The sequence below is a fragment of the Pseudomonas sp. BF-R-01 genome, assembly GCF_019946615.1.
In the GTDB taxonomy this organism is placed as follows: Bacteria; Pseudomonadota; Gammaproteobacteria; order Pseudomonadales; family Pseudomonadaceae; genus Aquipseudomonas; species Aquipseudomonas migulae.
The window spans coordinates 1-23,357 of the sequence record NZ_JAGYFX010000006.1 but is presented as its reverse complement, the minus strand read 5'-3'; the positions used below and the strand labels follow the sequence as shown (position 1 = coordinate 23,357).

The 23,357-nt window shown below is 58.4% G+C and carries 21 protein-coding genes and 1 pseudogene; 10 read left to right on the top strand and 12 right to left on the bottom strand.

Annotation, left to right across the window (positions count from 1 at the left end; all coding sequences use genetic code 11):
- Positions 1-197 precede the first annotated feature (197 nt).
- The gene (locus KGB27_RS31385; RefSeq protein WP_263288008.1) at positions 198-323 is read right to left on the bottom strand and encodes a hypothetical protein; all 126 of its coding nucleotides are present in this window, start codon (positions 321-323) and stop codon (positions 198-200) included.
- 175 nt (positions 324-498) lie between these two features.
- On the opposite strand from KGB27_RS31385, the gene KGB27_RS04225 reads away from it, so the two are divergent.
- The 3 genes from KGB27_RS04225 to KGB27_RS04215 are packed head-to-tail and all read left to right on the top strand — an operon-like array spanning position 499 to position 2,412.
- Positions 499-1,569, top strand: a complete 1,071-nt coding sequence (locus tag KGB27_RS04225; protein WP_223553304.1) for a sterol desaturase family protein — start codon at positions 499-501, stop codon at positions 1,567-1,569.
- A complete protein-coding gene (locus KGB27_RS04220; protein ID WP_192227349.1) occupies positions 1,559-1,933 on the top strand; it encodes a nuclear transport factor 2 family protein in 375 nt (124 codons plus the stop codon). The genes KGB27_RS04225 and KGB27_RS04220 overlap by 11 nt, the downstream gene beginning before the upstream one ends.
- 20 nt (positions 1,934-1,953) lie before the next feature.
- The gene (locus tag KGB27_RS04215) at positions 1,954-2,412 is read left to right on the top strand and encodes a GNAT family N-acetyltransferase (protein WP_192227350.1); all 459 of its coding nucleotides are present in this window, start codon (positions 1,954-1,956) and stop codon (positions 2,410-2,412) included.
- Between the two features lie 4 nt (positions 2,413-2,416).
- On the opposite strand, the gene KGB27_RS04210 is transcribed toward KGB27_RS04215, so the two are convergent.
- Positions 2,417-3,853, bottom strand: a complete 1,437-nt coding sequence (locus KGB27_RS04210) for a M15 family metallopeptidase (RefSeq protein WP_223553301.1) — start codon at positions 3,851-3,853, stop codon at positions 2,417-2,419.
- A 135-nt stretch (positions 3,854-3,988) separates the two neighbouring features.
- Between KGB27_RS04210 and KGB27_RS04205 the strand changes: the two genes are divergently transcribed.
- The 3 genes from KGB27_RS04205 (at position 3,989) to KGB27_RS04195 (ending at position 9,558) form a co-directional block, all read left to right on the top strand.
- A complete protein-coding gene (locus KGB27_RS04205; protein ID WP_223553298.1) occupies positions 3,989-6,811 on the top strand; it encodes an amino acid adenylation domain-containing protein in 2,823 nt (940 codons plus the stop codon).
- 718 nt (positions 6,812-7,529) lie between these two features.
- The gene (locus KGB27_RS04200) at positions 7,530-8,279 is read left to right on the top strand and encodes a tetratricopeptide repeat protein (RefSeq protein ID WP_223553296.1); all 750 of its coding nucleotides are present in this window, start codon (positions 7,530-7,532) and stop codon (positions 8,277-8,279) included.
- A gap of 274 nt (positions 8,280-8,553) precedes the next feature.
- Positions 8,554-9,558, top strand: coding sequence for an acetoacetate decarboxylase (ADC) (locus tag KGB27_RS04195; protein WP_223553294.1), 1,005 nt, complete (start codon positions 8,554-8,556; stop codon positions 9,556-9,558).
- 53 nt (positions 9,559-9,611) lie between these two features.
- Here KGB27_RS04195 and KGB27_RS04190 read toward each other — a convergent pair whose 3' ends face one another.
- Positions 9,612-10,061, bottom strand: a complete 450-nt coding sequence (locus KGB27_RS04190; protein WP_223553292.1) for a MerR family transcriptional regulator — start codon at positions 10,059-10,061, stop codon at positions 9,612-9,614.
- Positions 10,062-10,295: 234 nt separating this feature from the next.
- On the opposite strand from KGB27_RS04190, the gene KGB27_RS04185 reads away from it, so the two are divergent.
- Positions 10,296-11,126, top strand: a complete 831-nt coding sequence (locus KGB27_RS04185; RefSeq protein WP_008029447.1) for an alpha/beta fold hydrolase — start codon at positions 10,296-10,298, stop codon at positions 11,124-11,126.
- Between the two features lie 80 nt (positions 11,127-11,206).
- Here KGB27_RS04185 and KGB27_RS04180 read toward each other — a convergent pair whose 3' ends face one another.
- The 6 genes and pseudogenes from KGB27_RS04180 to KGB27_RS04155 all read right to left on the bottom strand — a co-directional run.
- Positions 11,207-11,746 (bottom strand): hypothetical protein, encoded by a 540-nt coding sequence (locus KGB27_RS04180; RefSeq protein ID WP_223553289.1) that lies wholly within the window; start codon positions 11,744-11,746, stop codon positions 11,207-11,209.
- Between the two features lie 420 nt (positions 11,747-12,166).
- The gene (locus KGB27_RS04175; protein WP_008039714.1) at positions 12,167-13,363 is read right to left on the bottom strand and encodes an ABC transporter permease; all 1,197 of its coding nucleotides are present in this window, start codon (positions 13,361-13,363) and stop codon (positions 12,167-12,169) included.
- Positions 13,363-14,574 (bottom strand): ABC transporter permease, encoded by a 1,212-nt coding sequence (locus KGB27_RS04170; RefSeq protein WP_223553287.1) that lies wholly within the window; start codon positions 14,572-14,574, stop codon positions 13,363-13,365. The genes KGB27_RS04175 and KGB27_RS04170 overlap by 1 nt, the downstream gene beginning before the upstream one ends.
- A complete protein-coding gene (locus KGB27_RS04165) occupies positions 14,574-15,260 on the bottom strand; it encodes an ABC transporter ATP-binding protein (protein ID WP_008033381.1) in 687 nt (228 codons plus the stop codon). The genes KGB27_RS04170 and KGB27_RS04165 overlap by 1 nt, the downstream gene beginning before the upstream one ends.
- Entirely contained in the window at positions 15,257-16,408 is a 1,152-nt protein-coding gene (locus tag KGB27_RS04160; RefSeq protein WP_177318176.1) for an efflux RND transporter periplasmic adaptor subunit, read from the bottom strand. Before KGB27_RS04160 ends, KGB27_RS04165 begins: the two co-directional genes overlap by 4 nt.
- Before the next feature lie 637 nt (positions 16,409-17,045).
- Positions 17,046-17,222 (bottom strand): annotated as a pseudogene (locus KGB27_RS04155) (ubiquinol oxidase subunit II); the annotation flags it as partial.
- Between the two features lie 817 nt (positions 17,223-18,039).
- Here KGB27_RS04155 and KGB27_RS04150 point away from each other — a divergent pair.
- Together KGB27_RS04150 and KGB27_RS04145 are read left to right on the top strand one after the other, a co-directional pair.
- The gene (locus tag KGB27_RS04150; RefSeq protein WP_223553332.1) at positions 18,040-19,014 is read left to right on the top strand and encodes a quinone oxidoreductase family protein; all 975 of its coding nucleotides are present in this window, start codon (positions 18,040-18,042) and stop codon (positions 19,012-19,014) included.
- Entirely contained in the window at positions 19,011-19,937 is a 927-nt protein-coding gene (locus KGB27_RS04145) for a LysR family transcriptional regulator (RefSeq protein ID WP_223553285.1), read from the top strand. The genes KGB27_RS04150 and KGB27_RS04145 overlap by 4 nt, the downstream gene beginning before the upstream one ends.
- 115 nt (positions 19,938-20,052) lie before the next feature.
- Here the strand turns inward: KGB27_RS04145 and KGB27_RS04140 are convergent, their stop codons facing one another.
- Both KGB27_RS04140 and KGB27_RS04135 read right to left on the bottom strand, forming a co-directional pair.
- Positions 20,053-20,589, bottom strand: coding sequence for a DUF2867 domain-containing protein (locus KGB27_RS04140; RefSeq protein ID WP_223553282.1), 537 nt, complete (start codon positions 20,587-20,589; stop codon positions 20,053-20,055).
- 23 nt (positions 20,590-20,612) lie between these two features.
- Positions 20,613-21,263 carry a DJ-1/PfpI family protein gene (locus tag KGB27_RS04135; protein ID WP_223481052.1) on the bottom strand — a complete coding sequence of 217 codons (651 nt, stop codon included), beginning with the start codon at positions 21,261-21,263 and terminating at the stop codon, positions 20,613-20,615.
- A 126-nt stretch (positions 21,264-21,389) separates the two neighbouring features.
- On the opposite strand from KGB27_RS04135, the gene KGB27_RS04130 reads away from it, so the two are divergent.
- On the top strand, positions 21,390-21,950 hold the full coding sequence (locus KGB27_RS04130; RefSeq protein WP_223553281.1) for a TetR/AcrR family transcriptional regulator: 561 nt from the start codon (positions 21,390-21,392) through the stop codon (positions 21,948-21,950).
- A 108-nt stretch (positions 21,951-22,058) separates the two neighbouring features.
- Here the strand turns inward: KGB27_RS04130 and KGB27_RS04125 are convergent, their stop codons facing one another.
- Positions 22,059-23,192, bottom strand: a complete 1,134-nt coding sequence (locus KGB27_RS04125) for an aminotransferase class V-fold PLP-dependent enzyme (protein WP_223553280.1) — start codon at positions 23,190-23,192, stop codon at positions 22,059-22,061.
- Positions 23,193-23,357 lie beyond the last annotated feature (165 nt).

Here is a 23,357-nt window from a genome sequence, read left to right as displayed (position 1 = left end):
TTGGAGATTTAGGGTTCACGCAAAACCTGTAGGAGTCCGGCCTGCCGGCGATGGCGATTTCATGGGCGCCTTCGCCGGCAAGCCTGGCTCCTACGGATTCGGGGGTGTTGGGGATTGTAGGTTCACGCCACACCTGTAGGAGCCCGGCTTGCCGGCGATGGTGATTTCACGGACGCCTTCGCCGGCAAGCCTGGCTCCTACGGATTGGGGGGCGTACCCATCGATTTTTCCTGATCGAAAACCTGCAATTCATCGGCGATCCGGTCGAACAGCGCCCGGTCGGATGTATCGGACAGGTAGATCGTGGGGGTGGGTTCGCTCATGTTGGCCTCCGGAAAGTCCCGCGACTTTACGTCAGCCGCAAACCCTGTGGCGAGGAAGCAGATCCAATCTCTGGTTGGGGGGATGTGCAGAGGCTTGAACTCAATCTACACTTAAGAACCGTTCTCTGTTGCGGTTAAATTCCAATACCTTTTCTTTGAGGGAGGCAAGCTCCTGGTGGATGCCCTTGTGCTGCTTTTTAACGGCCTGACCGAGTGGGTGATCGAGCCCGTCATCCGCCAGTTCCTGGGCCTTTTCGATCTGAATGGGCGCATGGGTGTACTGTTTCTGTTCTCGTCTTACAGCATCGCTTACGCTCTGTTCCGGTTCAGGAAACATCGAGGTCTCACCGACGCGCAGTCGTTCGGGCAGTTCATCGGCGGGCGTCGGGTGTATTTCCATCGTTCGGCGTTGCTCGATTACCGCTACTACTTCGTGCGGGCGATTCTGAAAGTGGCGTTGGTGTTGCCGATTGTCGGTCTGGTGGACCCGCTCGTCCTGCGCTCCGGAGACTACATCGCCTTTTTCACCAACCTGTGGGGCGCGCGGGTGCAAGTGGAGCAGAATCTTTCACTGTCCTTGCTCTACGGGCTGGGCGTTTTCCTGGTGAAAGACTTCATGGCCTACTGGGCGCACCGCGCCTTCCATTCCAAATGGTTGTGGGCATTCCACAAAGTCCACCATTCGGCGCCGGTGCTGGTTCCAGCGACCGCCAGCCGGGTTCATTTCGTGGAAAAGATTGTCGAAAAGCTCTCGACGATCATCGGCATCGGCGCCTTTGCCGGCGTCTTCTGGTACGCCTGCGGCGGCGAGATCAGCCGCTATACTTTGTTCGGCGTGACCTGGCTGGTGTTCATCCTCAACGGGTTGGTGGGAAACCTGCGTCACAGTCATGTCTGGCTGTCGTTCGGCCCGGTGTTCGAACATGTGCTGAACAGCCCGGCCCAGCACCAGATTCATCACAGCGACGCACCGCACCATTTCAACAAGAACTTCAGCATCAACCTGTCCCTGTGGGACTGGATGTTCGGCACGCTCTACGTCACCACGTCGAAACCCGAAGCCCTGCGGTTCGGCACCGGTGAGCAGGATTCTGAGCGTTACCTGACGGTTTACAGCCTGATCGTCACGCCGTTTGTGGACATTGCCCGCAAGATCCGTTCGACCAAACGACCTGATCGTTCGCGGGCGCCCTTGCGAACAATCCAGAATGCGTTAGCAGAAGTGGAGGTGAGACATGACAACTGATTCCGCGGAAAAAGAGTCTGTCAAAGAAGCCGTCAAACTTTATGTCGAGGGTATGGTCTTCGCTGACGAAGCCTCGTTGCGAAAAGCATTTCATCCGTCTTGTCGCATCATCGGTCACTTCCAAAAAGCGCTTGAATGGCTGTCCCTTGATGAGTTTGTCGACGCGATCAAAACCGAAGGCCCGGCGGCAAAAGAGGTGAAGCCTTTTTGGGAAGTGATTGACCTGGACATAACAGGCGACGCCGCCGCCGTAAAAATCATCGATGATTATGCGGGGATGAGGTTTACCGATTACCTGTCGTTACTGAAGATCGATGATCGCTGGGTCATCATCAACAAGCTGTACTACTACCATGAGTCGTGAACCGCACGGAGACCATTGAGATGGATGTTCAGGTACATCGCGCCGACGCAACGCACATCGATCAAGTCGCCAGCCTCTTCGACGCCTATCGGGGGTTCTATGGCCAGCCCTCGAACCTGAATCAGTCCCGCCACTTTATCGCCGAGCGCATTGCCCGGGATGAGTCCGTGATCTTCTTCGCCCGGGACACCGACGGCGAAGCACTGGGTTTTGTCCAGTTGTTCCCGACTTTTTCGTCTATCGACGCGCATCGCACCTGGCTGCTCGGTGACCTGTTCACCGCGCCTGCCGCCCGAGGGCGCGGGGTCGCAACGCGGCTGATGAACACCGCGCGCGACTTCGCGGTGTTGAGCGGCGCCAAAGGCCTGGTGCTGGAAACCGCCACGGACAATCACGGTGCGCAGCGGTTGTATGAAGCCTTGGGCTATGTGCGCGATACGGGTTACTACACCTATTGCCTGGATTTGAAGCAGGGCTGACCGATCACCGTTCCGGCAGGTTCCAGCGCTCGCGAACGTGCTCGTATTGCGCCTCGGGCATTTGCACCAGCAGGGGAGACTGCTGCGGATCGAGCCAGTCGAACAATCGGCTGATGTCCGCCTGATCCATGGCTGTGCAACCCGCCGTCGGCGATGTCGGGCTACGCCAGATGTGGAAAAAGATGCACGAGCCCGAGGCGGGGGACGCGGGTGTGTTGTGCTCGATGACAATGCCTTTTCGATAGCCTTCTTCGCTGCGCATGCGTTCGGAACTGCTCCAGTCCTTGGGCATCGCCGCGCCGTCGACCAGGGTGTTGTAGTGTCCGGAATGGCTGTCGTCCACGCATTCGGTGGTCGCTGTCAGGGCGAGGTAGGGCAGTTTCGTGTCGGCGCTGGTCTCGTAACCGAACGCTGTTCCCAGCTTGAAAATCCCGGCCGGCGCTTTTCCATCGCCTTCGTGTTTGACGGGTTCTGCGCCTGGCTCAACGTTGTCCAACCCTTTGCCCCAGGCCATGCCGTTTTTGCCGACCACCACCGCAAACGCCTCGCCATATTTGCGGAAGCTGTTCCCGTCGCGTTCATAGCGCTGGGCGCTGCCTTGCAGGTCATCCCAGTTTTTTGTGGTGACCACAATCAGTTGATGGCTGGCGTCGAGTGCGGCATTGGCGTCGAGTGGCGTGATGGGGAAATCCATCACGTTGTTCGGTGCCTGTGCGTTGCCATAAGTGAAGTGCCACCATTCTTTCGAGTACCCGGAGAAGCCTTCTTTTGCCATGGCGCTGCCGAGCCGCTGGCGATTGTCCTGCGCGGTCGCATTGATCGTCGGGTTGGCGGTATGCGCCCGCTCATCGAAGCAATCGAAGCCGGTGCCCATGTCGAGTGCGCCGTCATGCCAGCGCTGATCGTAGGGGGCGGTGCAATCAACCTGCGCGACCGAGGGCGTCCAGGTGCTGGCGGGCAACGCCTTGGGCCCGGTGAGTGTCAGGTCCACGGTCGAGCCTCTGGAGTGATTCGACACCCGCGCCACATACCCCAGGCGCCAGAAGTCCTGCTTGTCCACACGCGGGTAGAACTCGGCCTTGCGTGGGTCGCCCGGTTCGGTGGCAAAGCGGCCCATATCGGCCACCGCCCGATTCGGTCGATAACAATCAAACACCTTCAAACCGTAGCCTTGCGCACGCAACGACGCTTGTACCCGGGCGAGCGCCCTGGCAGCGTCCAGCGTCAACAGGCATTCGGCGGCGGCATAACCGTCGAGTGGGTGACCGGTGAAGTTGTGGGGGCTGGCGTAGCGAATGTCTTGCTCGATGCTCGGATCAATCGCTCGCAGATAGACCATGTGCCCGGGTCGCGGCTCGGCACTGGACATGCCCGCCAGGACGCTGCCCAGCAACAGCAGTGATTGCAGCCAGGGGCGGGCGATGGTGCGAAGAGGGCGCATGCGATGTCTCCAGGATGCCGGGTACGCAATGAACGGGGGAAAGGTAGCAGACTGAGGTGAGGGGGACTAACCTCAGTCTGCATTTCCGGATCACGACGTTAACCTCGTACAGATCATGCGGAGCATAAATCCAAGATGCAGGATCATCGCCCAAATCCGACGCTTAATCTGGAGTATTGTGCCGATCGCCCGATATTCATGGACTTCTTGCAACAGGCACAGCGCTCGCCTGACGCCATTGCGGTCGTCTCTCACGACGCGACGTGCAGTTATCGTCAGCTTGAACAGATAAGCCATGGCATTGCGTCCTTCCTGAAGGTCAATGGCGCGACCGAATCCGACCGGGTGGTTATTGTTTCCAATCGCTGCGCGGGGTTGGTCTATGCAATGCTCGGCGCCTTGCGTGCCGGGTCGACGTTCACCGTTGCCGACGTTGCGTATCCACCTGCGCGCATCGGGCAAATCATCCGAATGCTAAAGCCTTCCTTTGTCCTGCTTTGCGGTGGGGCCACCGTCGATCTCGATTCCGAACACCTGGAGACAGGGCGTTCGGCTCCACGGATCTTCAGCATTGCGGAAAACCCCGCCGATTCATTGCGTGAGTTCGCCTTTCACCAACATGCCTTGCCGCAAGTCGACCCTGCACAGCCGGCCTATATCACCTTCACTTCGGGCAGCACTGGCGAACCGAAGGGCATCGTGGCCACTCATGCGCCGCTGGTGCATTTCATTGAGTGGCATACCCAGCGCCATTCCTTGTCAAAAGACGATTGCTTTTCGCTGCTGTCCGGGCTGGGGCATGACCCTGTGTACCGGGATGTATTTACCCCGCTGTCGATTGGCGCAAAAGTTATCGTTCCCGCACAGTCGACCGTCATAGACCCTGTGGCATTGGCGGCGTGGATACAAAAAAATGCCATTTCGATTATTCATCTGACGCCGCCGTTGGGAAGGCTGATAGGAACCGGCGCAACACTTCAGGGGGCAAGATTCAACGCGCTTCGATACTTGTTCTGGGGTGGCGATGCATTAGGCATTTCGCTGTTCGAGCAAATGTGCGTGATCGCCCCCAATGCCGTCAGTGTCAATTTTTACGGTACGACGGAAACGCCTCAGGCAATGGCGTACCACCACGTCGACCCTGAAGCCGACAATTCCAGGATTCCACTGGGTAGAGGCATTAAAAACGCGCAATTGCTGGTCGTGAATGACACCCGTCAATTGGTGCATGAAGGTGAGGTCGGAGAAATCCTGATACGCAGCCCTTACTTGGCGCAGGGTTACTGGGAGGACATCGCGCAAACCCGGGAAAAGTTTGTGGTGAATCCGTTTACGAATGTCGAGAACGACATTTGTTATAGAACCGGCGACCTTGGGACTTATCTTTCAGATGGCAGAGTCAGCTTTCTGGGGCGGGGCGATAGTCAGGTCAAGATTCGCGGACATCGTATTGAGCTGGCTGAAATCGAAGGCGCACTTTCGAAACATCCGCTGATAAAGCAGTGCGTTGTGCTTGCCGTCAATGACAACGCGCAGGTCAGGCTGGTGGCCTATTGCGTTTCAATCAACGCTGTTTCAACGGGTGAACTGCGTGAGCACCTCAACACTCGGCTCCCGGAATACATGGTGCCGGCGTTGTTCGTCTTTCTGGATGCGATTCCACTGACGCCGAACGGAAAGATCGATAGGCGGGCGCTGCCGCGGATAGCTGCCAACACAGAGGCGGCGTCCAACCATTCCGATCGGGATCTATCGCCGCTTGCGTTAAAACTGACACAGGCTTGGGCCGAAATACTCCAAGTCCCGCGTATCGACGCAAACCTGACGTTTGTCGAACTGGGAGGGGATTCGCTGTCGTTCGTTCAGGCCTCAATGGTGCTTGAAGAACTGATCGGCCATCTGCCCGATCAATGGGAAATGACACCGGTACATGAACTGTGTGGGCTGGCCGGTAAAACCAGCAGTTCAAAGTTGTCCATCAGGGCAATGGAAGTCCCTGTCCTTTTACGTGTTATCTCGATAATCCTGATTGTCATTGGGCATCTTCATCTGTTCTCGACCTGGTCAGTGGTAGGGGAGATAACGGTATTGTTTCTGATCTCGGGTATCAGTCTGGCGAGGTTCCAGTTTCAAGCCATCAATGAACGCGGCAATGTGCGTACGCTGGTCAGGTCAGTGGTCTTTATTGCGGTGCCGACCATCCTTTACACACTTTTGAATCAGATACTGTTCGACCAGGTTCATTGGCAAACGATGTTGCTGATCTCCAACTGGTTTCCACCGACGATGATGGGCGGCTTTGCCTACTGGTATGTTGAAGTGCTCCTGCAGATGATTGTCATCATCGGGTTTGTTCTGTCGTTCGAGCGCGTCAGGAACATCATTGTTGCGAACCCGTTTCGCTGCCTTGTTCTGGCGGCATGTGCATTGGCCGTGGCCGACATTGTGATCAGTGCGTTTCTGTTTGACGCGTCACCGCTCTATAACCGCGTGCCACAGCACTACCTTGCGGTCATGGTGCTTGGAATGGCCGTTCACTATGCCCATTCAAGTGCCCAGAAGTGGATCGTCAGTGCGGTTGCTGTGGTTGTGATGGGTGGGGAGGATCTTCTGGCAATCTTCGGGACGGGGGCGCAGGAAGTTGCGAAGGACTATGTTGATATCGCCATCCCTGCAGTTCTCTCTCTGATTTGGGTCAAGTCAATTCCGGTGCCAGGTCTCATCGCCCGGGGGCTTGCGCTAGTTGCATCGTCAACGCTGTTTATTTATCTGACGCATTTTCAATTTCAGTCCCTGGCCCGGCATGTTGTTGACCTGCCTGGGGTCGCGGTGGTCTTTGCCGTCGTAGGTGGCATCGGGGTCGCGTATGGGTGGAACAAAGTTGTTCGAATCGTTTTGGTGCGCTGGAGTGGCGTAGGTAAGAAGAGCGGTTCGGATACGGTTGAGCGTGTGGCTTGATGGTGAGCTTTGTCTATTGGATGGGGGGGTATATCCGTTGCTGCGGTGATGGCGGCTAATGGTTTCGCCCTTACGGCGAGTCACTTTGGAAGAGCCCCAAAGTAACCAAAGGGCTCTTGCCCCTTTCGTTCGGTGCCTCGCTATGGCTCGGCATGCCCTCGCTCCGGTCCTGCTCCGTGGGCCCGCCGCCATCGGCCATCCATGGCCGGGGGCGGCTAACCCGGCATCCATGCCGGGTTGCCCACTGCGCAGAACCTGCGCTCGGCCTCTCGAGGGGGCGCTCAGATCAAAAGCTGAGGCGAGCTAACGCTCGGCCTGATGAGTGGTGAAAATCAAAAGCACACGCGATTCCCTGTAGGAGCCGGCTTGCCGGCGAAAAGCGTCTGGACGACGCGTTCTTTCAGACAGCCCGCGTTATCGTTGACGTCCATCGCCGGCAAGCCGGCTCCTACAAGGGATTGGTGTCATGTCTAGGTAGCCTGTCCGCTTGAGGTGTCGCCCCCCCGGGATCGGTGCGCAGCTCAAGGTCGATATCACCAGCGCTTTTAAGTTGCATCAACCCTCACGCTTAGTGATGGGGTGGCAAAAAAAACACGGGTTACAGTGGCCGTTGCAGCGGGAACTTCAGGCTGCCGGGCAGGTCAGTTGGAGCCCTGTATCGAGTGCTGTGGTCGGTTGTACGATCGTGCCACGAGAGATCAATCGAGTTCGCCCGCTGATGCCAACCAAACGTTTTCTGACAGGTTTCATTCTGGCGTTATGCGCCAGCGCGTCGCTTTATTCGGTGGCTGCTGAGCGAAGAGCGACAGCGCAAAGCAACAGCGCATCAACCACTTTGATCGAAACGGCTTCGCGGCAGTATGAAAATGGCCAGTTGGACCAGGCTGCTGCCACGCTGGAGCGGGCCCTGCATATCCAGCCGAACAATCCCGCGACGCTGCATTACCTCGGTGTGTTGCGTCTTCAGCAGGGGCAGTACCAACAGGCTGAAAACTTGGCGATGCGCTCTAACATTCGGGTGGGTCGTAACGTCGAGTTACGTAACCGCAACTTGCAATTGATACAGGCTGCGCAGCAGGCCCAGGCTTCCGGTATACCACCCAGTACCAACGCAGACAGGGTCGCCGTACTGAACAAACCGGAAGTGGAGACCCAAAGGCGCAGCGAAGAAGAAATCAGCATTGCTGAACAACCTGCTCAGAATGCCGGGCGCGACGCTGGCAGCTTCGCTCGCGCAGAGGCAGCGCCGGTATTGGGCAGGCCGGGGCCCGAAGGAAACATGCAAATGGCTTCCACCGAGCCTGCGGGTACAAACGATGCGGTCGAGATTCCCCGCGGCCATTGGCCGCCGCCGGGCAAATGCCGAATCTGGTTCCCGGATCGCCCGCCGGGGCATCAGCCCGCACCCGGCAAATGCAAGAAGCTGCGACATCGGGTTCCGCCAGGGGCCTATTTGGTCCGCGGTTGAGCTTCTGAGCGTCCGTATATGGACTCTTGAAGACAGGCGGGTGAGCCATTCACTCCATTTGCCATCACCGATGGAGGGCCAAAACCCTCAATCGCGAATCGCTGAATCCTGGTCGATGGCACGTTGAAAACGCTGCTGCGAACAAACTGAAAATCTGCCTTTCCAGCGCTTGACCTTAAAGTTCAGTTTAACGTTAAGGTGATTTCAAGCCGGCCTCAGAAGCCGGCCCTGGCCGACGCCATCAAGCAGATGCAATCACCTGGAGAGAGACAGATTGAAACTCGCAAGCGCCGTTTTAACAGGATTGCTGTTCAACACGTTCGCCAACCATGCGTTGGCGGGAATGCCTGAAATGCCCAGCCCGACCGACACAACCATGATCGATATCGCCGGTCACCAGGTGCCCGTCGTCAAGGGCGGTTTGTACGATCGCTTTCGCTCCAACCCTCCTTTGTCGGTGATTGCAGCAGAAGTACCGGGCGTTGATTTGAGCTGGTTCAAAGGGTTGGAGAAGAACAAGGTCGACATAGGCTTTGAATCGTTCTCGCCAAACTTTTACTACCAGAACAGTCGCGTAACGGCTGTCTATACGGCAGATCTGGACAAGCTCCGGGCACTGATGCCACCCGAAGTTCTGGCAACCGCCCAGCCTCTGCAAATCTGGCCTGGTCGAGGCTTGATTGCGTTTACCGCATACACCTATGAGCACTGCGATAACGACGCCTATAACGAAGTCGCGGTGTCGATCATCACCAACAAACCGGGCAAAGCCAATCTGGGGCCGTTCACGCTGATTGGCCAGTCGATGTCTGGAGACTTCTGGGGTTATGTACTCAAGTTGCCGGTCAATACAGAGCTTGCGAGGGTTCGTGGTGTCGTCGGTTACAACCTGCCGAAATGGCTGACGGGGATTGACCGCAAAGAAGATGCCCAATCGGTGGTCTATGACATTACCGATAGCGAGACGGGCAAAGTGGACGTGTCCTTCAAAGCGCAGAAGCTCGACGACCTGTCCAGTGACGTCGATATCGTCACCAGCAGTTTCACCAATCTTGATCACCAAGGCCGGTTAGCCTATGGATATGCTGTTTCCCGCCAGCTCAGTCATGGCTCCAGCAGAAACGAGGATTCGGCAACCCTCACGCTGGGCGACGGCAGCCTGTCGAACTACATCCGCTCCTTGAAGCTGGGGAAAATGATGAAGTACGAATACGTGCCAGCGTTCCAAAGTGCGCTCTACGCGCCGAAGCCGTTGGCGGCACTGGCTGACACGCACTAACTAAACCTGCCGGCAAAAATCTGTCAGGCCTCAAAAGCCTGACAGGTGACGCCTTACTTGGACGATGCGGTATCACGGCCGCGCGGTGCTGGCGCTACACCTTCCTCCCGCAGGCGATGCAATAACAACTGCGTGTTGTCCACGCAACCCATGCCTTCCGGCTTGCTTTCAATGCCCTCGATAACCAGAAGAAGTTGCGCTTTATTCTGGGCCAGCCGTTGCTGCAGGACTTCGATTTCCTCAACCTTGCGTTTGAGCCCGCTGAGCAACTCTTCATGCTGCCAACCGTTCGCATTCATCGGCAGTAATTGTCGGATTTCTTCCAATGAAAACCCCGCCGCCTGAGCGCCCGTGATGATCTCCAGAACCCACTCTGTGTCAGGTGCGTAGTCCCGATACCCATTGGCTTTGCGCACGACAGATTTAATCAGGCCGGTCGCTTCGTAGAAACGGATACGTGAAGGCGCCAATCCGCTGATTTTCGCCAGTTCGCCTATTCTCATATTCCCCCCAGAAAACCATTGACCTTAAAGTTGACTTTAAACCTAAAGTGATTTGGTGGCCAAGCGGCGCGGATGTCATGCGTTGCTCAAACGCCATGGAATGCAGGGATAGGCGAAAGCCGGACCAGGACCCGTCTCAGAACCGCCTATGGGGTGGGCTGCACTTGTTCAACAAGGGGCACGATCAGTACACGATTCTGGTCATGGCCTCCATTTCATTCGGGAGATGCGAACATGGGTTATGTCACTACGCAGGACGGTGTTGAGATCTTTTATAAAGACTGGGGACCACGCGATGCCCCAGTGGTCTTTTTCCATCACGGATGGCCGCTCAGCGCGGACGACTGGGATGCGCAAATGCTTTTTTTCCTGGCGAACGGCTACCGGGTGGTTGCACACGACCGACGCGGTCATGGGCGATCCAGCCAGGTCTGGGACGGGCACGACATGGATCACTATGCTGATGACGTCGCGGCCGTAGTCGACCATCTTGGCGTGCAGGGCGCAGCCCATGTGGGGCACTCCACCGGCGGTGGTGAAGTCATTCATTACATTGCTCGCCACGGCGAAGACCGAGTGTCCAAGGCCGCCATCATCAGCGCCGTGCCTCCGCTGATGGTGCAGACCCCGGCGAATCCAGGTGGCTTGCCGAAGTCGGTTTTCGATGACTTGCAGGCCCAGCTCAAAGCCAACCGTGCACAGTTCTACCACGACGTTCCAGCGGGACCTTTCTACGGTTACAACCGCCCGGGCGCCAAACCGTCTGAGGGCATCATCCTGAACTGGTGGCGCCAAGGCATGATGGGCTGTGCAAAGGCACATTACGACGGGATCGTAGCCTTTTCCCAGACCGACTTTACCGACGATCTGAAGAGCATCAAGATCCCCGTGCTGGTGATGCATGGTGATGATGATCAGATCGTGCCTTATGAAAACTCCGGGCCCTTGTCAGCCAGACTCTTGCAGAACAGCACGCTGAAAACCTACTCGGGCTACCCACACGGAATGCCTACAACGAACGCCGATACGATCAACGCCGATTTGCTCGCTTTCCTGCGAGGTTAGGCAGCTGGGGGAGGGTGGGTAAAAAGCCTGCCCTTACCTTTTCCGAAGTCACTGAATCGACGTGTTTCAGATTCGGTTGATTACTGCGCCAAATCACCGACAGCAAGAACATGGGGCGCATATTTGAGGTACCACGCACGTTGGCCGGTGACAAGGTCGCGGGCGCTTTTAAGCACTGGTTCGGACATAGAGGCATAACTCGCCTCTCTTTGGTTAACGCGTTGTACTTGGCTGTTGATAACTTTGTAGAGTGCCCAGCCTTTGCTTTCCATGCATAGACGAGTGCCGCCATTGATGATTTGCGCTTCGGAGTCGCCCAGTGAGCGTAGGACTTGTACACCTTGGCCATTCTTCTGGTAACCGGCTACCTGAAATTGAACACAGGCGTTCAGACTTTCACTGAACTGAGCGGCTGAAGACTTGTTGTCCAATGCTTTGAAATAGACGTTGCCATCTTTGAAGTCCATATCCGCTCGGTCGGACACCACGCTTTGCCCGGTGCTCAGATAACTATTGTGTGGTATCGAGGGCGAGGCACAGCCATTGAGCAGGCTGGCGACGAGGGCAAACGTAAATAGGGAAGGGGCAATACGCATCGAGATGTCCTTGAGCAGTTTCATGAGTGAATCCATATCGCACATAGAACCGGGCACTTGGTAGGTTAAAAGGCCAGCGGCACGAAGATCTATGTTGACACAACGCCGCTAAGTAGCGAAAAGCAGTGCCATTTTTTGATCCTGGTTGCCGTATCAAGCAGATTTGGCACCGCGCTATATGAAATGGCATTGAACTCCACGGCCTTGCTACCGGCAGACAGAATGAGCCCTCCCTAATATTGCAGACACACATACAAGTGGCCGCTGTTGGCCGGTTGTTGCCTGTCGCCAAGGGCAGTAAAAACCCTAAGCGGTCACTCGAAACATCATCAGGCAGACCCTAACCAGTTTTTGCCGCTGCCAACCAATTAAAATCACCGGCCCAGCGCCGGCGTTATCGTCACGCAGCGTACAGCTAGCCCGTCAGGCTCATTGGCCTGGCCGCTATTCACTGCGCAGAGCCGCCACCGGATGCAGGCGGGCCGCCCGCAGTGCCGGAGCCAGGCCGGCGAGAATGCCGAGCACCGCCGCCAGCAGCAGCGCCAGCAGCAGAAACAGCGGCTGCAGCGCCAAGGGCAGGCTCGGCATGGCCAGGTGCAGTAGCCCGAGCAGGAGGCCCATCAACAGCAGACCAAGCAGACCACCGGCCAGGGACAGCAGTGTCGCTTCGGCGAGAAACAGCCCGAGCACCTGCCGCGGACTGGCACCAATTGCCCGCAACAGGCCGATTTCCGCCGTGCGCTCGCCCACAGTGGTCGTCATGATGGTGAGAATGCCGACGGCGCCGACCAACAGGGAAATGCCCCCCAAGGCACCGATGGCCAGGCTCAGGGTGCCGAGAACGCGGTTGAAGCTGCGCAGCATGTCGTCCTGGGTGCTCAGACTGAAGTCCTCCACGCCGTGCCGTTCGCCGAGCACCTGGCGAATCTGCCGACTCAACGCCCGCGAAGTGGTGCCGGCGCCGAACACCACATGGACTTTGACCACCCCGGTGCGGTTGAACAGGCTTTCGGCCCAATCCACCGGGATGTAGGCGATATCGTCGAGGTTGAAGCCGAGCAATTGGCCCTTTTCCGCCATCACGCCTATCACTCGGAAACGCACGCCCCCGACGCGGATCAGCTCGCCCAGCGGATTGCGTTCACCGAACAGCTCGACACGCAACTGATGGCCGAGCACCACATAGGGCGGCGAACGACCGTCACGGGCCACGGGCAGGAACTCGCCCAGGCTCAGTTGCATGCGCCAGGCCTGCGCCAGCTGATGGCCGCCACCGAGAATGTCGCTGCGCCGGCTCAGTTGACCGAACTGGATATCCCCGCTGCCCTGAATGATCGGCACCGCCGCCTCGACATGCGGCAAGCGCCGCAGGGCGTCGGTATCACTGATAGTCAGTGGCCGTACGCTGCCGAGCAGACCGCCGAGGCCGCTGGTCTGGGTCTTGCCCGGGCGCACAGTGATGATCCGCGTACCAAACTGCGAGAAGTTCTCCAGCACATAGCCGCGCACGCCTTCGCCTATGGCCGTGAGCAGCGTCACGGCGGCTATCCCGATCGCTACCCCGAGTAGGGTCAGCAGGCTGCGCAAGGGTCGACAGGTCAGCGCCGAGCTGGTCAGCCGGAAACCATCTTGCCAGCGCATCAGTGCGCTCCCGGCGTGCGTAGCGCTGCCACCGGCTCCAGCGCCGAGGCCCGAGCGGCCGGCAGCCAGGCGAACAGCAGCGCCGTGCCGAGTGCCAGCAGCACCGCGCTAGCCCGCGCCCACCAGGGTGCATAGAGCGGCAGATCGAACGCCAGGCGCCCCAGCCAGAGCAAGGTTTCGGCCAGAAGTAGCCCCGCCAGCGCCCCCGTCAGTGCGAGCAACGCCGCCTCGCCGAGGAACAGCAGGCGCAGCTGCGCCGCCGTCGCACCTATGGCTTTGAGCAGGCCGATCTCGGCGCTGCGCTGGCTCACCGCAATCCAGGTCACGTTCATGATCAGGATGCCTGCCACCAGCAGGCTGATCGCGGCAATCCCGGCGACCGCCAGGGTCAGCACCCCGAGTATGTCGTCGAAGGCGCTGAGCAGGCTGTCCTGACTGATCAGGGTGATGTCTTCCTTACCCTCGTGGCGCTCCTTGAGCGCGGCGAGTATCAGCCGCTTGCTACGGTCGAGAAAGCTCGGACCACGCACCTCGACAAACACCCGCAACAACCCCTCGCGATTGAACAAGGCCTGGGCACTGGCCACCGGGATGATCAACATCTCGGCGAAATCCATCCCCAGGGATTCGCCCCGCTCACCGAGGATGCCGACCACCCGGAAGCGCCGGTCGCCGGCGCGCAACCATTCACCCAGGGCCGGGCGCGCACCGAATAGCTCGCGCCGGAGTTTGCCGCCGATCACGCAGACGGCCTCGGCCTGCTCAGGGTCCAGCGCCGGCAGGGGTTGGCCCTGGACGACCGTCAGTTGGCGAATGGCGAAGAAGTCCCGGGTGGTGCCCAGGGTCAGCACCTCACGATTGCGGTTGCCGACTATCACCTCCATCTGCCCGGCCTGCAGCGGCGCGACCCGGCGGATGCCCGGCAACTGGGTGATGGCCTGGACGTCCTGCAAGGTCAATTCGTGCGGCGTCAGGCCGGTGAGCGGCGGCATGCGCCCCGTGGTTTCCTTGCGGCCCGGGAAAACGATCAGGATGTCGCGCCCGAGCAGCGAGAACTCGTTCAGGACGAAGGCCCGCGCCCCTGCGCCGAGACCGGTGAGCAGATTGACCGCAACCACTCCGATAGAGATGGCCAGCAGCAGCATCAAGCTGCGCGAGCGATGCCCACGCAAGACGCCGAGCCAGAAGCCCAGGGCATCGGCAGCGCGCATCAGGTCAGCGCCCGCTGCGGCGCAGCAGTGTGGATCCGCCCGTCACGCATGTGTAACTGGCGCTGCGCGCGGGCGCCCAGGCTGGCGTCGTGGGTCACCACTATCAGGGTCAGGCCCTCGCCGTTGAGCTCCTCCAGCAGGCTGAAGACCTCGGCGCCGGCCTGGCTATCGAGATTGCCGGTGGGCTCGTCGGCCAACAACAGCGCCGGTTGCATGACCATCGCCCGGGCGATGGCGACGCGCTGGCGCTGACCACCGGACAGCTCGGCAGGGCGGTGGGCAATGCGCTCGCCCAGCCCCAGGCGCGCCACCAATTGGCTGCTGCGCTTGTGCCGTTGCGCCGCGCCGATGCCAGCGAGGACCATCGGCAGCTCGATGTTTTCCAGCACCGTCAGCCGTGCGATCAGGTGGTAGGACTGGAACACGAAACCTATCAGTTGGCTGCGCAATTGGGCGCGCCGCGCCTCGCTCAGCGTCGCCGTGGCCTCGCCCTGCAGCCAGTATTCGCCGGCGCTCGGCGCATCGAGCAAACCGAGGATGTTCAGCAGGGTCGACTTGCCCGAGCCCGACGGGCCCATCACCGCCATGTAGTCACCGGCGGCGATGTCCAGATCCAGGCCGTCCAGCCCCATCACCTGCTGCTCGCCCAACTGGAAACTGCGGCTACCGCCGCGCAGACGGATCATTGCTCAGTCTCCGCCGCATCCACCGGGATCACCGCCACGTTGTCCTTGAGCCCTTCCTGCTCGAGGCTGGCGACTATACGCGCGTCCTCGTCCAGCCCTGCGAGCACCTCGGTCCAGCGCCAGTTGCTCAACCCGGTTTGCACCTCCACCTCGCGTAACACCCGGGTGGTCGGGTCATATCGCAGCACGTGCTGCCCCTCCAGCAGGGTCTCGGTGGGGATGCGCAAAGCACGTGCGCGCTGCTCCAAGAGGATCTCGACATCGGCGCTATAGCCGGTGAGCAGGACCAGATCGGCCGGCGGCTGGTCGAAGCGCACCTCGACATCGACGGTGCGCGCCTGCTTCTCCAGTTCACGCACATAGGGCGCGATGCGGCTGACGCGACCGGCGAAATGCTGGCCACGGAAGGCATCCAGGCTGATCCGCACGGCGGTTCCGGGTCGAACCCGGGCAGCGTCCACCTCATCGATCGGCGCCTCGACATACAGGCAGCTGTCGTCGATCAGGTCGATCGCCGGCGGCGTGGGAATACCCGGCGGCGAAGGGGTGACGAACTCGCCGAGTTCGCCGTTGATTTCTGCGACTATGCCGGCGAATGGCGCACGCAGGGTCGTCTGCTCCAGCAGTGAACGCTGCAACTGCAGGCTGGCGTCGGCCTCGCGGATCAGCACGGCAGTGGCACTGCACATCAGCTTCGCCAGGTGAGCCTTGGTCTCGGCCTGATCGAGGCGATCGGCGGCAACCAACTTGCGGTCGGCCAGAAGGCCCAGGCGATCTAGGTCGCGCCGGTCCAGATTAGCCTGCTGGCAGCGCTGTTCGCGGGCGTTGCGTTGGGCCTCCAGCCGCGCCTCGGCCTCCTGCAGCCGGGCCTGTTGCTCGTCCTGTCGCAGGCGCATGAGCACCTGACCCGGCTGAACCCGCTGGCCCTCGCCGATCAGCAACTCGGCAACCTGGCCGCCGACATTGAAGGACAGGTGCGAGCGTCGACAGGACTTCAGCGTGCCCGCGCGAGTGTTGGCCACCAGCGTCTCCACCGGCCCCCGCTCAACCTCTAGCAGCCTGACCGGCAACGGCTGTGGTCGACTCAACCAGCCGCCAAGCACCATCAGACAGGCCAGCATCGACGAGCCAATCAATAATTTGCGCATGGACTGCACCTCCTCCCACATGGCTTGAGCCTAGGTCAGGAAGGTAAAAGCTCAACGCGAAGCGCCATTTATCCGACGATTTTCAGACGAACGTCAGAAAAATGGCGAATGAGATTTATTTCTCTCGCAACTGCTATCCCCCAGCCATGCCAACTCACTAAAATTCCTTGCCGCGGCGACGCTACGACGTCGAAATATCCCCGGAAACTGTGCCACGCTTTGCTCATGCCCGAATGTCTTCAAGCAGCCCAGGCTGTCGGTCAGCATTGGCTCAAATTGGCCGATAGCTGCGTGTTGGACTCAAGGTCTCAAACTAGTGACGCAGGTCTAGGTAGACCGGGTAGGCGCGACTGATTTTCGTGCTCGAAGAAAAGCCCCCGCACTCGGCTCAAGTGTGGGGGCTTTCTGGTTGAGCGAAGGGGGATTTTCTCACTTCGGTTCGGGTCGTTACGGGTAACACTGTGGTTCAGTCCGGAGGGCGATCGGCCTCATCCACCGTCAGAGCGTTCCGAGGGGCAACTCCATCGCTACGAAAGTGCTCAACGCCAACATAATCAGCAACGCTATAAACATCAGGCTCAAATGAGCGACCTGCTTATAACGGGGTATCAGCCTATTCGTGATTCGAGCAATTGATTTAACAGTGGAAGACATCACCAATCCTCACTTTTGCGCAAAACACCCAATAGTTCCTGAAGGTGTACATCAGAATCACCGGCAGGATGAACAGCGTGCCAATCAAGGCGAACAGCTAACTGGTGGCCGGTGATGTCGCCGTCCACAGGCTGACGGATGGCGGGATGATGTCCGGCCAGCAAGGTCAGCAAGGCATCCGGCGCGGCCTTGGGGGCGGCCGGCGGGTTAGTAGTTGCCGAAGGGGCCGCCGGTGGTGGCGGACCGAAATCATCCAGCGGCATGGCGTTGGCGGTGGTCAGGGTAAGGCGCATCGGACAGCGCAGCCTTGACCCGAGCAGCAAGGCGACGGAGCGGCATGGTGGTGTCGCGCGTTTCATTTTTCACCCCTCCTGTCATGCCGAATCTGCCAAGCCCTGTCGTCTGCATGATGTCCGGGACGACAGCTATTGCGGGTACGAGGGGGCGGTGCAACTAATGAGCCATTTCAATAGAGCGAAAAAAGTTCAACTTAATTAATAAACTGCTTCCGGGCGTTTCGAGTTAGAGAAAAGGTGAGTGGGGAATAATCCTCAAATCAGGTGGTAAACGCCCGGAAGCGTGGGTGTAATTCCCCATTTATGGAGATCGTATCGACCCTGTTTCACCGACCGCTTCTGGCCGATTTCTGCCTGTCCCCACAGTCACCTTTGAGTCGATCCAAATCATACAGCCGCCAATCATGCGCCCCGTGGGGAAACCGGGGCCAGACCACCATTATCCTAAACATGGTCTGACCAAGTTTTTCCGAAGCAGACGCTCTGCAATGATCTTTGGCGTCTCTACAACCGCTACACACCCGCCATCGATCTACGCGAAAAGCGCATGGTGTTATCGATTTTATTGCTGCAATCTGTGCATTAATGATCTGCAATAAACCAGTCTTGTTCATCGCGGGGGCAGTTCTCACACTAGAGGCATCAATGTGAAGGCAGCTTCTGGATGAAGAGGAAATGACCATGGTATCTGCGATCCGGTTTAACCAGTTTGGCAATCCTGAAGTACTGAACCTGGAGACACTGAGCGAACAATTGCCAGGGCAAGGCGACGTTTGGCTTGAGCAAGAAGCGATTGGTGTCAATTTTCTCGACGTAACCCAACGTAAGGGCGCAGTGCCCATCGCGTTGCCATCTGGACTTGGGTTGGAAGGCTCCGGGCGTGTCGCCGCTGTGGGTGCCGGTGTCAGCAATGTGCAAGTTGGGGATCGCGTCGCTTATGCCACCGGGCCTATTGGTTCGTATGCTTCGGCCCGGCTTTATCCGGCGGCGCGACTGGTCAAAATTCCGGATGCACTGTCGTTTGATGATGCCGCAGCCGTCATGTTCAAGGGCCTCACAGCACAGTACCTTTTGAAGACCACCTATCCCGTAGGGCATGGCACAACCATCCTTCTCTATGGTGTGGCTGGAGGACTGGGGGAAATTATGGTGCCGTGGGCAAAGCATTTAGGTGCGACCGTAATCGGCGTAGTTTCAAAGTCGGCCAGTGTCGAAAAAGCCAAGGCGTTGGGCTGTGATGAAGTCTTGGTGTTTGACGCTGACAGCCTGGCATCGGACGTCGCTCGTATCACCGAGGGTAGAAAGGTCGACGTGGTCTATGACCCCATAGGGCGCGCTTCCTTCCAGGCGTCTTTGGATAGTCTGCGGCCACGGGGTTTGATGGTCTCGTTTGGAGCTTCATCCGGTGCACCGTCTGCCGTGGAGCTATCAACACTCAATTCCAAAGGCTCTCTGTACCTGACGCGTCCTTCGTTGGCAGCCCATACGGCAAGTGCCGCTGAGTACCAGGAACGAGCAAAGGATGTCTTGGCCGCCATAGCTGCGGGTATTATCAAACCCCGGATCTGGGCGAGCTATTCATTGGCTGACGCAGCATTGGCGCATGCCGACCTGGAGTCGGGGCGTTCATCCGGGGCGATCATTCTAAAACCATGAATCTTGATGTTCTGAATAATCAATACAGTGACGAAATCGCTGCGTTTCTGGCCGTTGCCTCGCAAGGCTCATTTGTCGCGGCTGGTCGGTTATTGCAGCGACACCCTACGGTCGTCTCGAAACGACTCGCCTCAATGGAAAAGCGCCTTGGTGTTCGGCTGGTGGAGCGTTCAACCCGGCAGGTTCGAATTACTGACGTAGGTGCCAAGCTGGAGCAGCGTCTTCGCTCCGCCATCGAACTGATGAATGAAGCGCAGCAGCAAGCAGCGGAGGGGGCCAGCGAAATTCGAGGAACTTTGCGGCTTGCGCTGCCCGCAGCCATGGGACGGCGTTGGCTTGGCCCGATGCTGCCGGAATTTCTCAAGGCTTACCCTCACGTCTCAATCCTTGCAGACTATAGCGAGCGGCTGGTCGATATCATTGATGAAGGTTTTGACGCTGCCATCCGAATTGGAGAGTTGGAAGACAACAGGTTGATCGCCAGGAAACTGAGCGATCATCGCCGCATATTGTGTGCGTCGCCTGTTTACATCAGAGAGCATGGCATGCCTGAAACGCCTCAGGATCTGGTCAAGCACAATTGCCTTCGCTTCAGCGGCCTTGCGTCTTTTCCTCAGTGGCGACTTCATCGAGGTAATGAGCTTCAGACGGTTTCACCCAAAGGAAACCTGACGGCCAATGATAGCGAGTCGTTACTTGCGGCGGCCCGAGCGGATGCGGGAATACTGGGCGCCGGTGACTGGTTGATGAGTAGTGATATTGCAGCCGGAAAACTGCTGCATGTTCTTCCTGACTGGCAATTGGATACCGCTGGTGGAGTCTACTTGGTCAGGCCATCGGCCAAATTTCCCAGCGCCGTGGTCGTCGCCTTCAAACAATGGATCGAGTCAAAGTTCATCCCAGTGCCCCCCTGGGCCATTTGACTGGCTGATCTTCAATTCTCCCTTAATAAGTGGAGGCCCCTTGTTCAAAGGTGTCGTTCTTTCTATAGCGTCGTCCTGCCTTTTTGCCACCCAGTACTACTACGCGACCTTGCTCTCAGCCTTCGGAGCCGGCAGCCAGAGGCCAACCGATGCGCGCTGCACGGAGGAGGCTGGCCTTAACAACCAAGCGGTGAAATGGGGCAATAACGAATATGTAGGCCCGGCCTAGACGGTTGTGGCACTGGACCACGGTTGAAAAAACGAGTTGGCGACTGCCTTCTGGCTCTGCCTCTCCAGAACACAGGATCGATATCCGGAAGTCGAGGTGCTTGTCGTCCTCTCCCAACACGATTTCAGTCTGGTTCGAGCTGTAGACCTTGAAGATTTGAATCCGATCAGCAAGCGTTGCCAAATGTCTGGCTGTCTTGATACCAAAACAGGCAACGATAGTGTCTCGGACTTTCATGAGCCATCCGATCCAGGATGGCTGGTGGGAAAGGATGAATCGAGCCAGCACATCTGGATTGCTGGAGGTGCCCGCCGGGAGCCGAATCGCAAAAGCGTCCGCCAGGTTCATCGACTTGTAAAGGTGGGTGATGCCGGACCTCGAGGGTACTGGCACGGACATAATGAGCTCAAATTCTCGGGGCATCGGGGATCTCTCCTGAGTTCCAACTACCAATTAGATGACATGCCATGTCGCGTTTCTTGTTGCGATGGTTTGTCGTATAACGCTCCTTGTCGGATGCTGAGCCCGATCAACGCATCATAGAGCTCTTGCTGCCCAGCTGGCAAAACAGGGAGCAACGTTGCACGGCGCTTGCCGACATCGAACCAGGATTCAACCAGCCATCCCACCAGATAGAGCGCCGAAAGGCATCCGCCAGCAGTTGCAACGTTCCCCTGGCAAACAAGTGGCTGGTCCACGGGTTCAAGTCCCAGAGCTTGCAAGCTCGATCGTGCATCCGGATGTGTAGTTGCTTGGCCGCTGAGCAGCCCAAGCCGTTCGAGAATGAACGCTCCGGCGCATATCGAGCCGATTCGCTGGCGTCTGGAGTCAAGTTCAAACGACGGCAGGAAATCCGGGGCGGCAAGTGCAGCGGGTATCCCTTCCTTGCCGCTGACGAACAATACCGCGTCGGCACTATTGGCCTCGGAAAGCGGGCCGTGCACCGAAACAGGCAGGCCGTGCGCCGATCGCACGATAGCGCTGGATCCCAATATCCGGACGTGCCAGTCCTCAGTGTTGCGGCCCAAAATGTCCCACATCAGGAACAGGTCGATATCAGTGAATTGGTCGAAAGCAACCAGAACGATTTTCTTCAAGGCGAGCTCCATGAAAAGTGCTAGCGTGCAAAACGCAACGGCTATCTTTGCTGGTGTTCGCAGCGTATCAATCGGTTGCGCGCCATACACAGTCTGTATGGCGCTAAACATGGAGCGAAATAACGGGTGGGAAAATTAACTCGCAACCATTGGATCGCGGCTGGTTTTGAGGCCCTCGACCAAATAGGACATAGTGGTGTTTCGGCCGAGAGTCTATCGCGCCGATTGAATGTGACCCGCGGATCGTTCTACCACCATTTCCGTAATCGCGAAGACTTTGTCCGCACCTTGCTGGCCGCTTGGGAAGAAGACTACACGGAGCGCATGCTCGCTTATGCGGCACAGGGTCGTAGCGCGGGCGAAATCCTGAAACGCTACTTGAGTATTGCCGCTGAGAAACAACCTGGGCGGGAAGTTTCCATCCGCGCCTGGTCGCTGCACGATCCGTTGGTAGGCGAGTTTCAGCAGCGTGTTGACACCAGACGACTGGACTTCGCGATACGGACGAGCCGCCGCTTGGTCCCTATGCCAGGCGAAGCAGAAGTGATTGGAAGGGTGGCCCATCTGTGCCTGATTGGTGGTCAACAGGCAGGGCTGCGGCGTGATGCCGCTCGCTTCAACAGTTTTCTGAGTCGAGCCTTTTCACTTTTCGAAGGGGCTCTTCCACCGTGGCACACGCGTCAGTAAGACGCGTGCACGGGCTTTCCCTTGTGGTTCTGACATGACGTCCGGACGACCAGCGTCATATTCGTAGATCAGCGCCGTGGGCCGGCAGTGCCCAGGCAAGATGCGGGCTTAGTTCTCCATCACCTCATCCAGTGCCTGCTCGAGGGTGCTGACCGTGCGCTCGATATTTTGCAGCTTTTCGAGTCCGAACAGACCGATGCGGAAGGTCTGGAAGTCGGCCGGCTCGTCGCATTGCAACGGCACTCCGGCGGCGATCTGTAGGCCATGGTTGGCAAATTTCTTGCCGTTCTTGATGTCGGCATCATCGGTGTAGCTCACCACAACGCCAGGGGCCTGAAAGCCGGCTGCAGCCACGCTTTTGATGCCTTTGCCGGTCAACATGGCGCGCACCCGATCGCCCAGCGCCTGTTGTGCGTCGCGGACCTTGTCGAAACCGTAGGCTTGCGTCTCTTTCATCACTTCGTTGAATCGCGCGAGGGAATCGCTGGGCATGGTCGCATGGTAGGCATGTCCGCCCTGTTCGTAGGCCTGCATGATCTGAAGCCACTTTTTCAGGTCGCAGGCGAAGCTGCTGCTTTGCGTCTGCTCGATGCGTTCGAGGGCCAAGGAGCTGAGCATCACCAGAGCGCAGCAAGGGGAGGCGCTCCAGCCTTTCTGCGGTGCGCTGATCAGCAGGTCGACGGCGCATTTGTGCATATCAACCCAAATCGTGCCTGAGGCGATGCAGTCCAGCACGAACAGGCCACCCACCGCATGCACGGCGTCGCCGACGGCCCGCAGGTAGTCGTCGGGCAGGATAATCCCTGATGAGGTTTCAACGTGAGGGGCGAAGACAATCTGCGGCTTCTGCGCCGCAATGGCTGCCAGCACTTCGTCCAGAGGAGGTGGGGCGTAGGCAGCCTGGCGATCCGCGTCGACCGGCCGGGCTTTCAGCACCGTGGTGGCCGCCGGGATGTTGCCCATCTCAAGGATCTGGCTCCAGCGATAACTGAACCAGCCGTTGCGTATCACCAGGCATTGCTGGCCGGTGGCAAACTGTCGCGCCACCGCTTCCATGCCAAATGTGCCGCTGCCCGGGACCACCGCAACCGCCTGGGCGTTGTAGACCTGTTTCAGGGTCCTGGAAATGTTCTTCATCACGCCTTGAAATGACTGCGACATGTGGTTGAGCGAGCGGTCGGTGTAGACCACTGAGTACTCGACCAGCCCCTCAGGATCGATACTGGGATATAGCTTTGACATGGAGTGACTCCTTTGGCAGAGATGTCAGTGGTATCGACCCTGCCTTAAGCCTTGGCAAATGACAAGATTGCTCGGGATGGAATGGCGACTTCTGTTGAGCGGTTGGCATCATCAGATCGATAACTGGACGTAGCAGTGCTCGCGGGTGGCTGCTGAGTTGTGGGA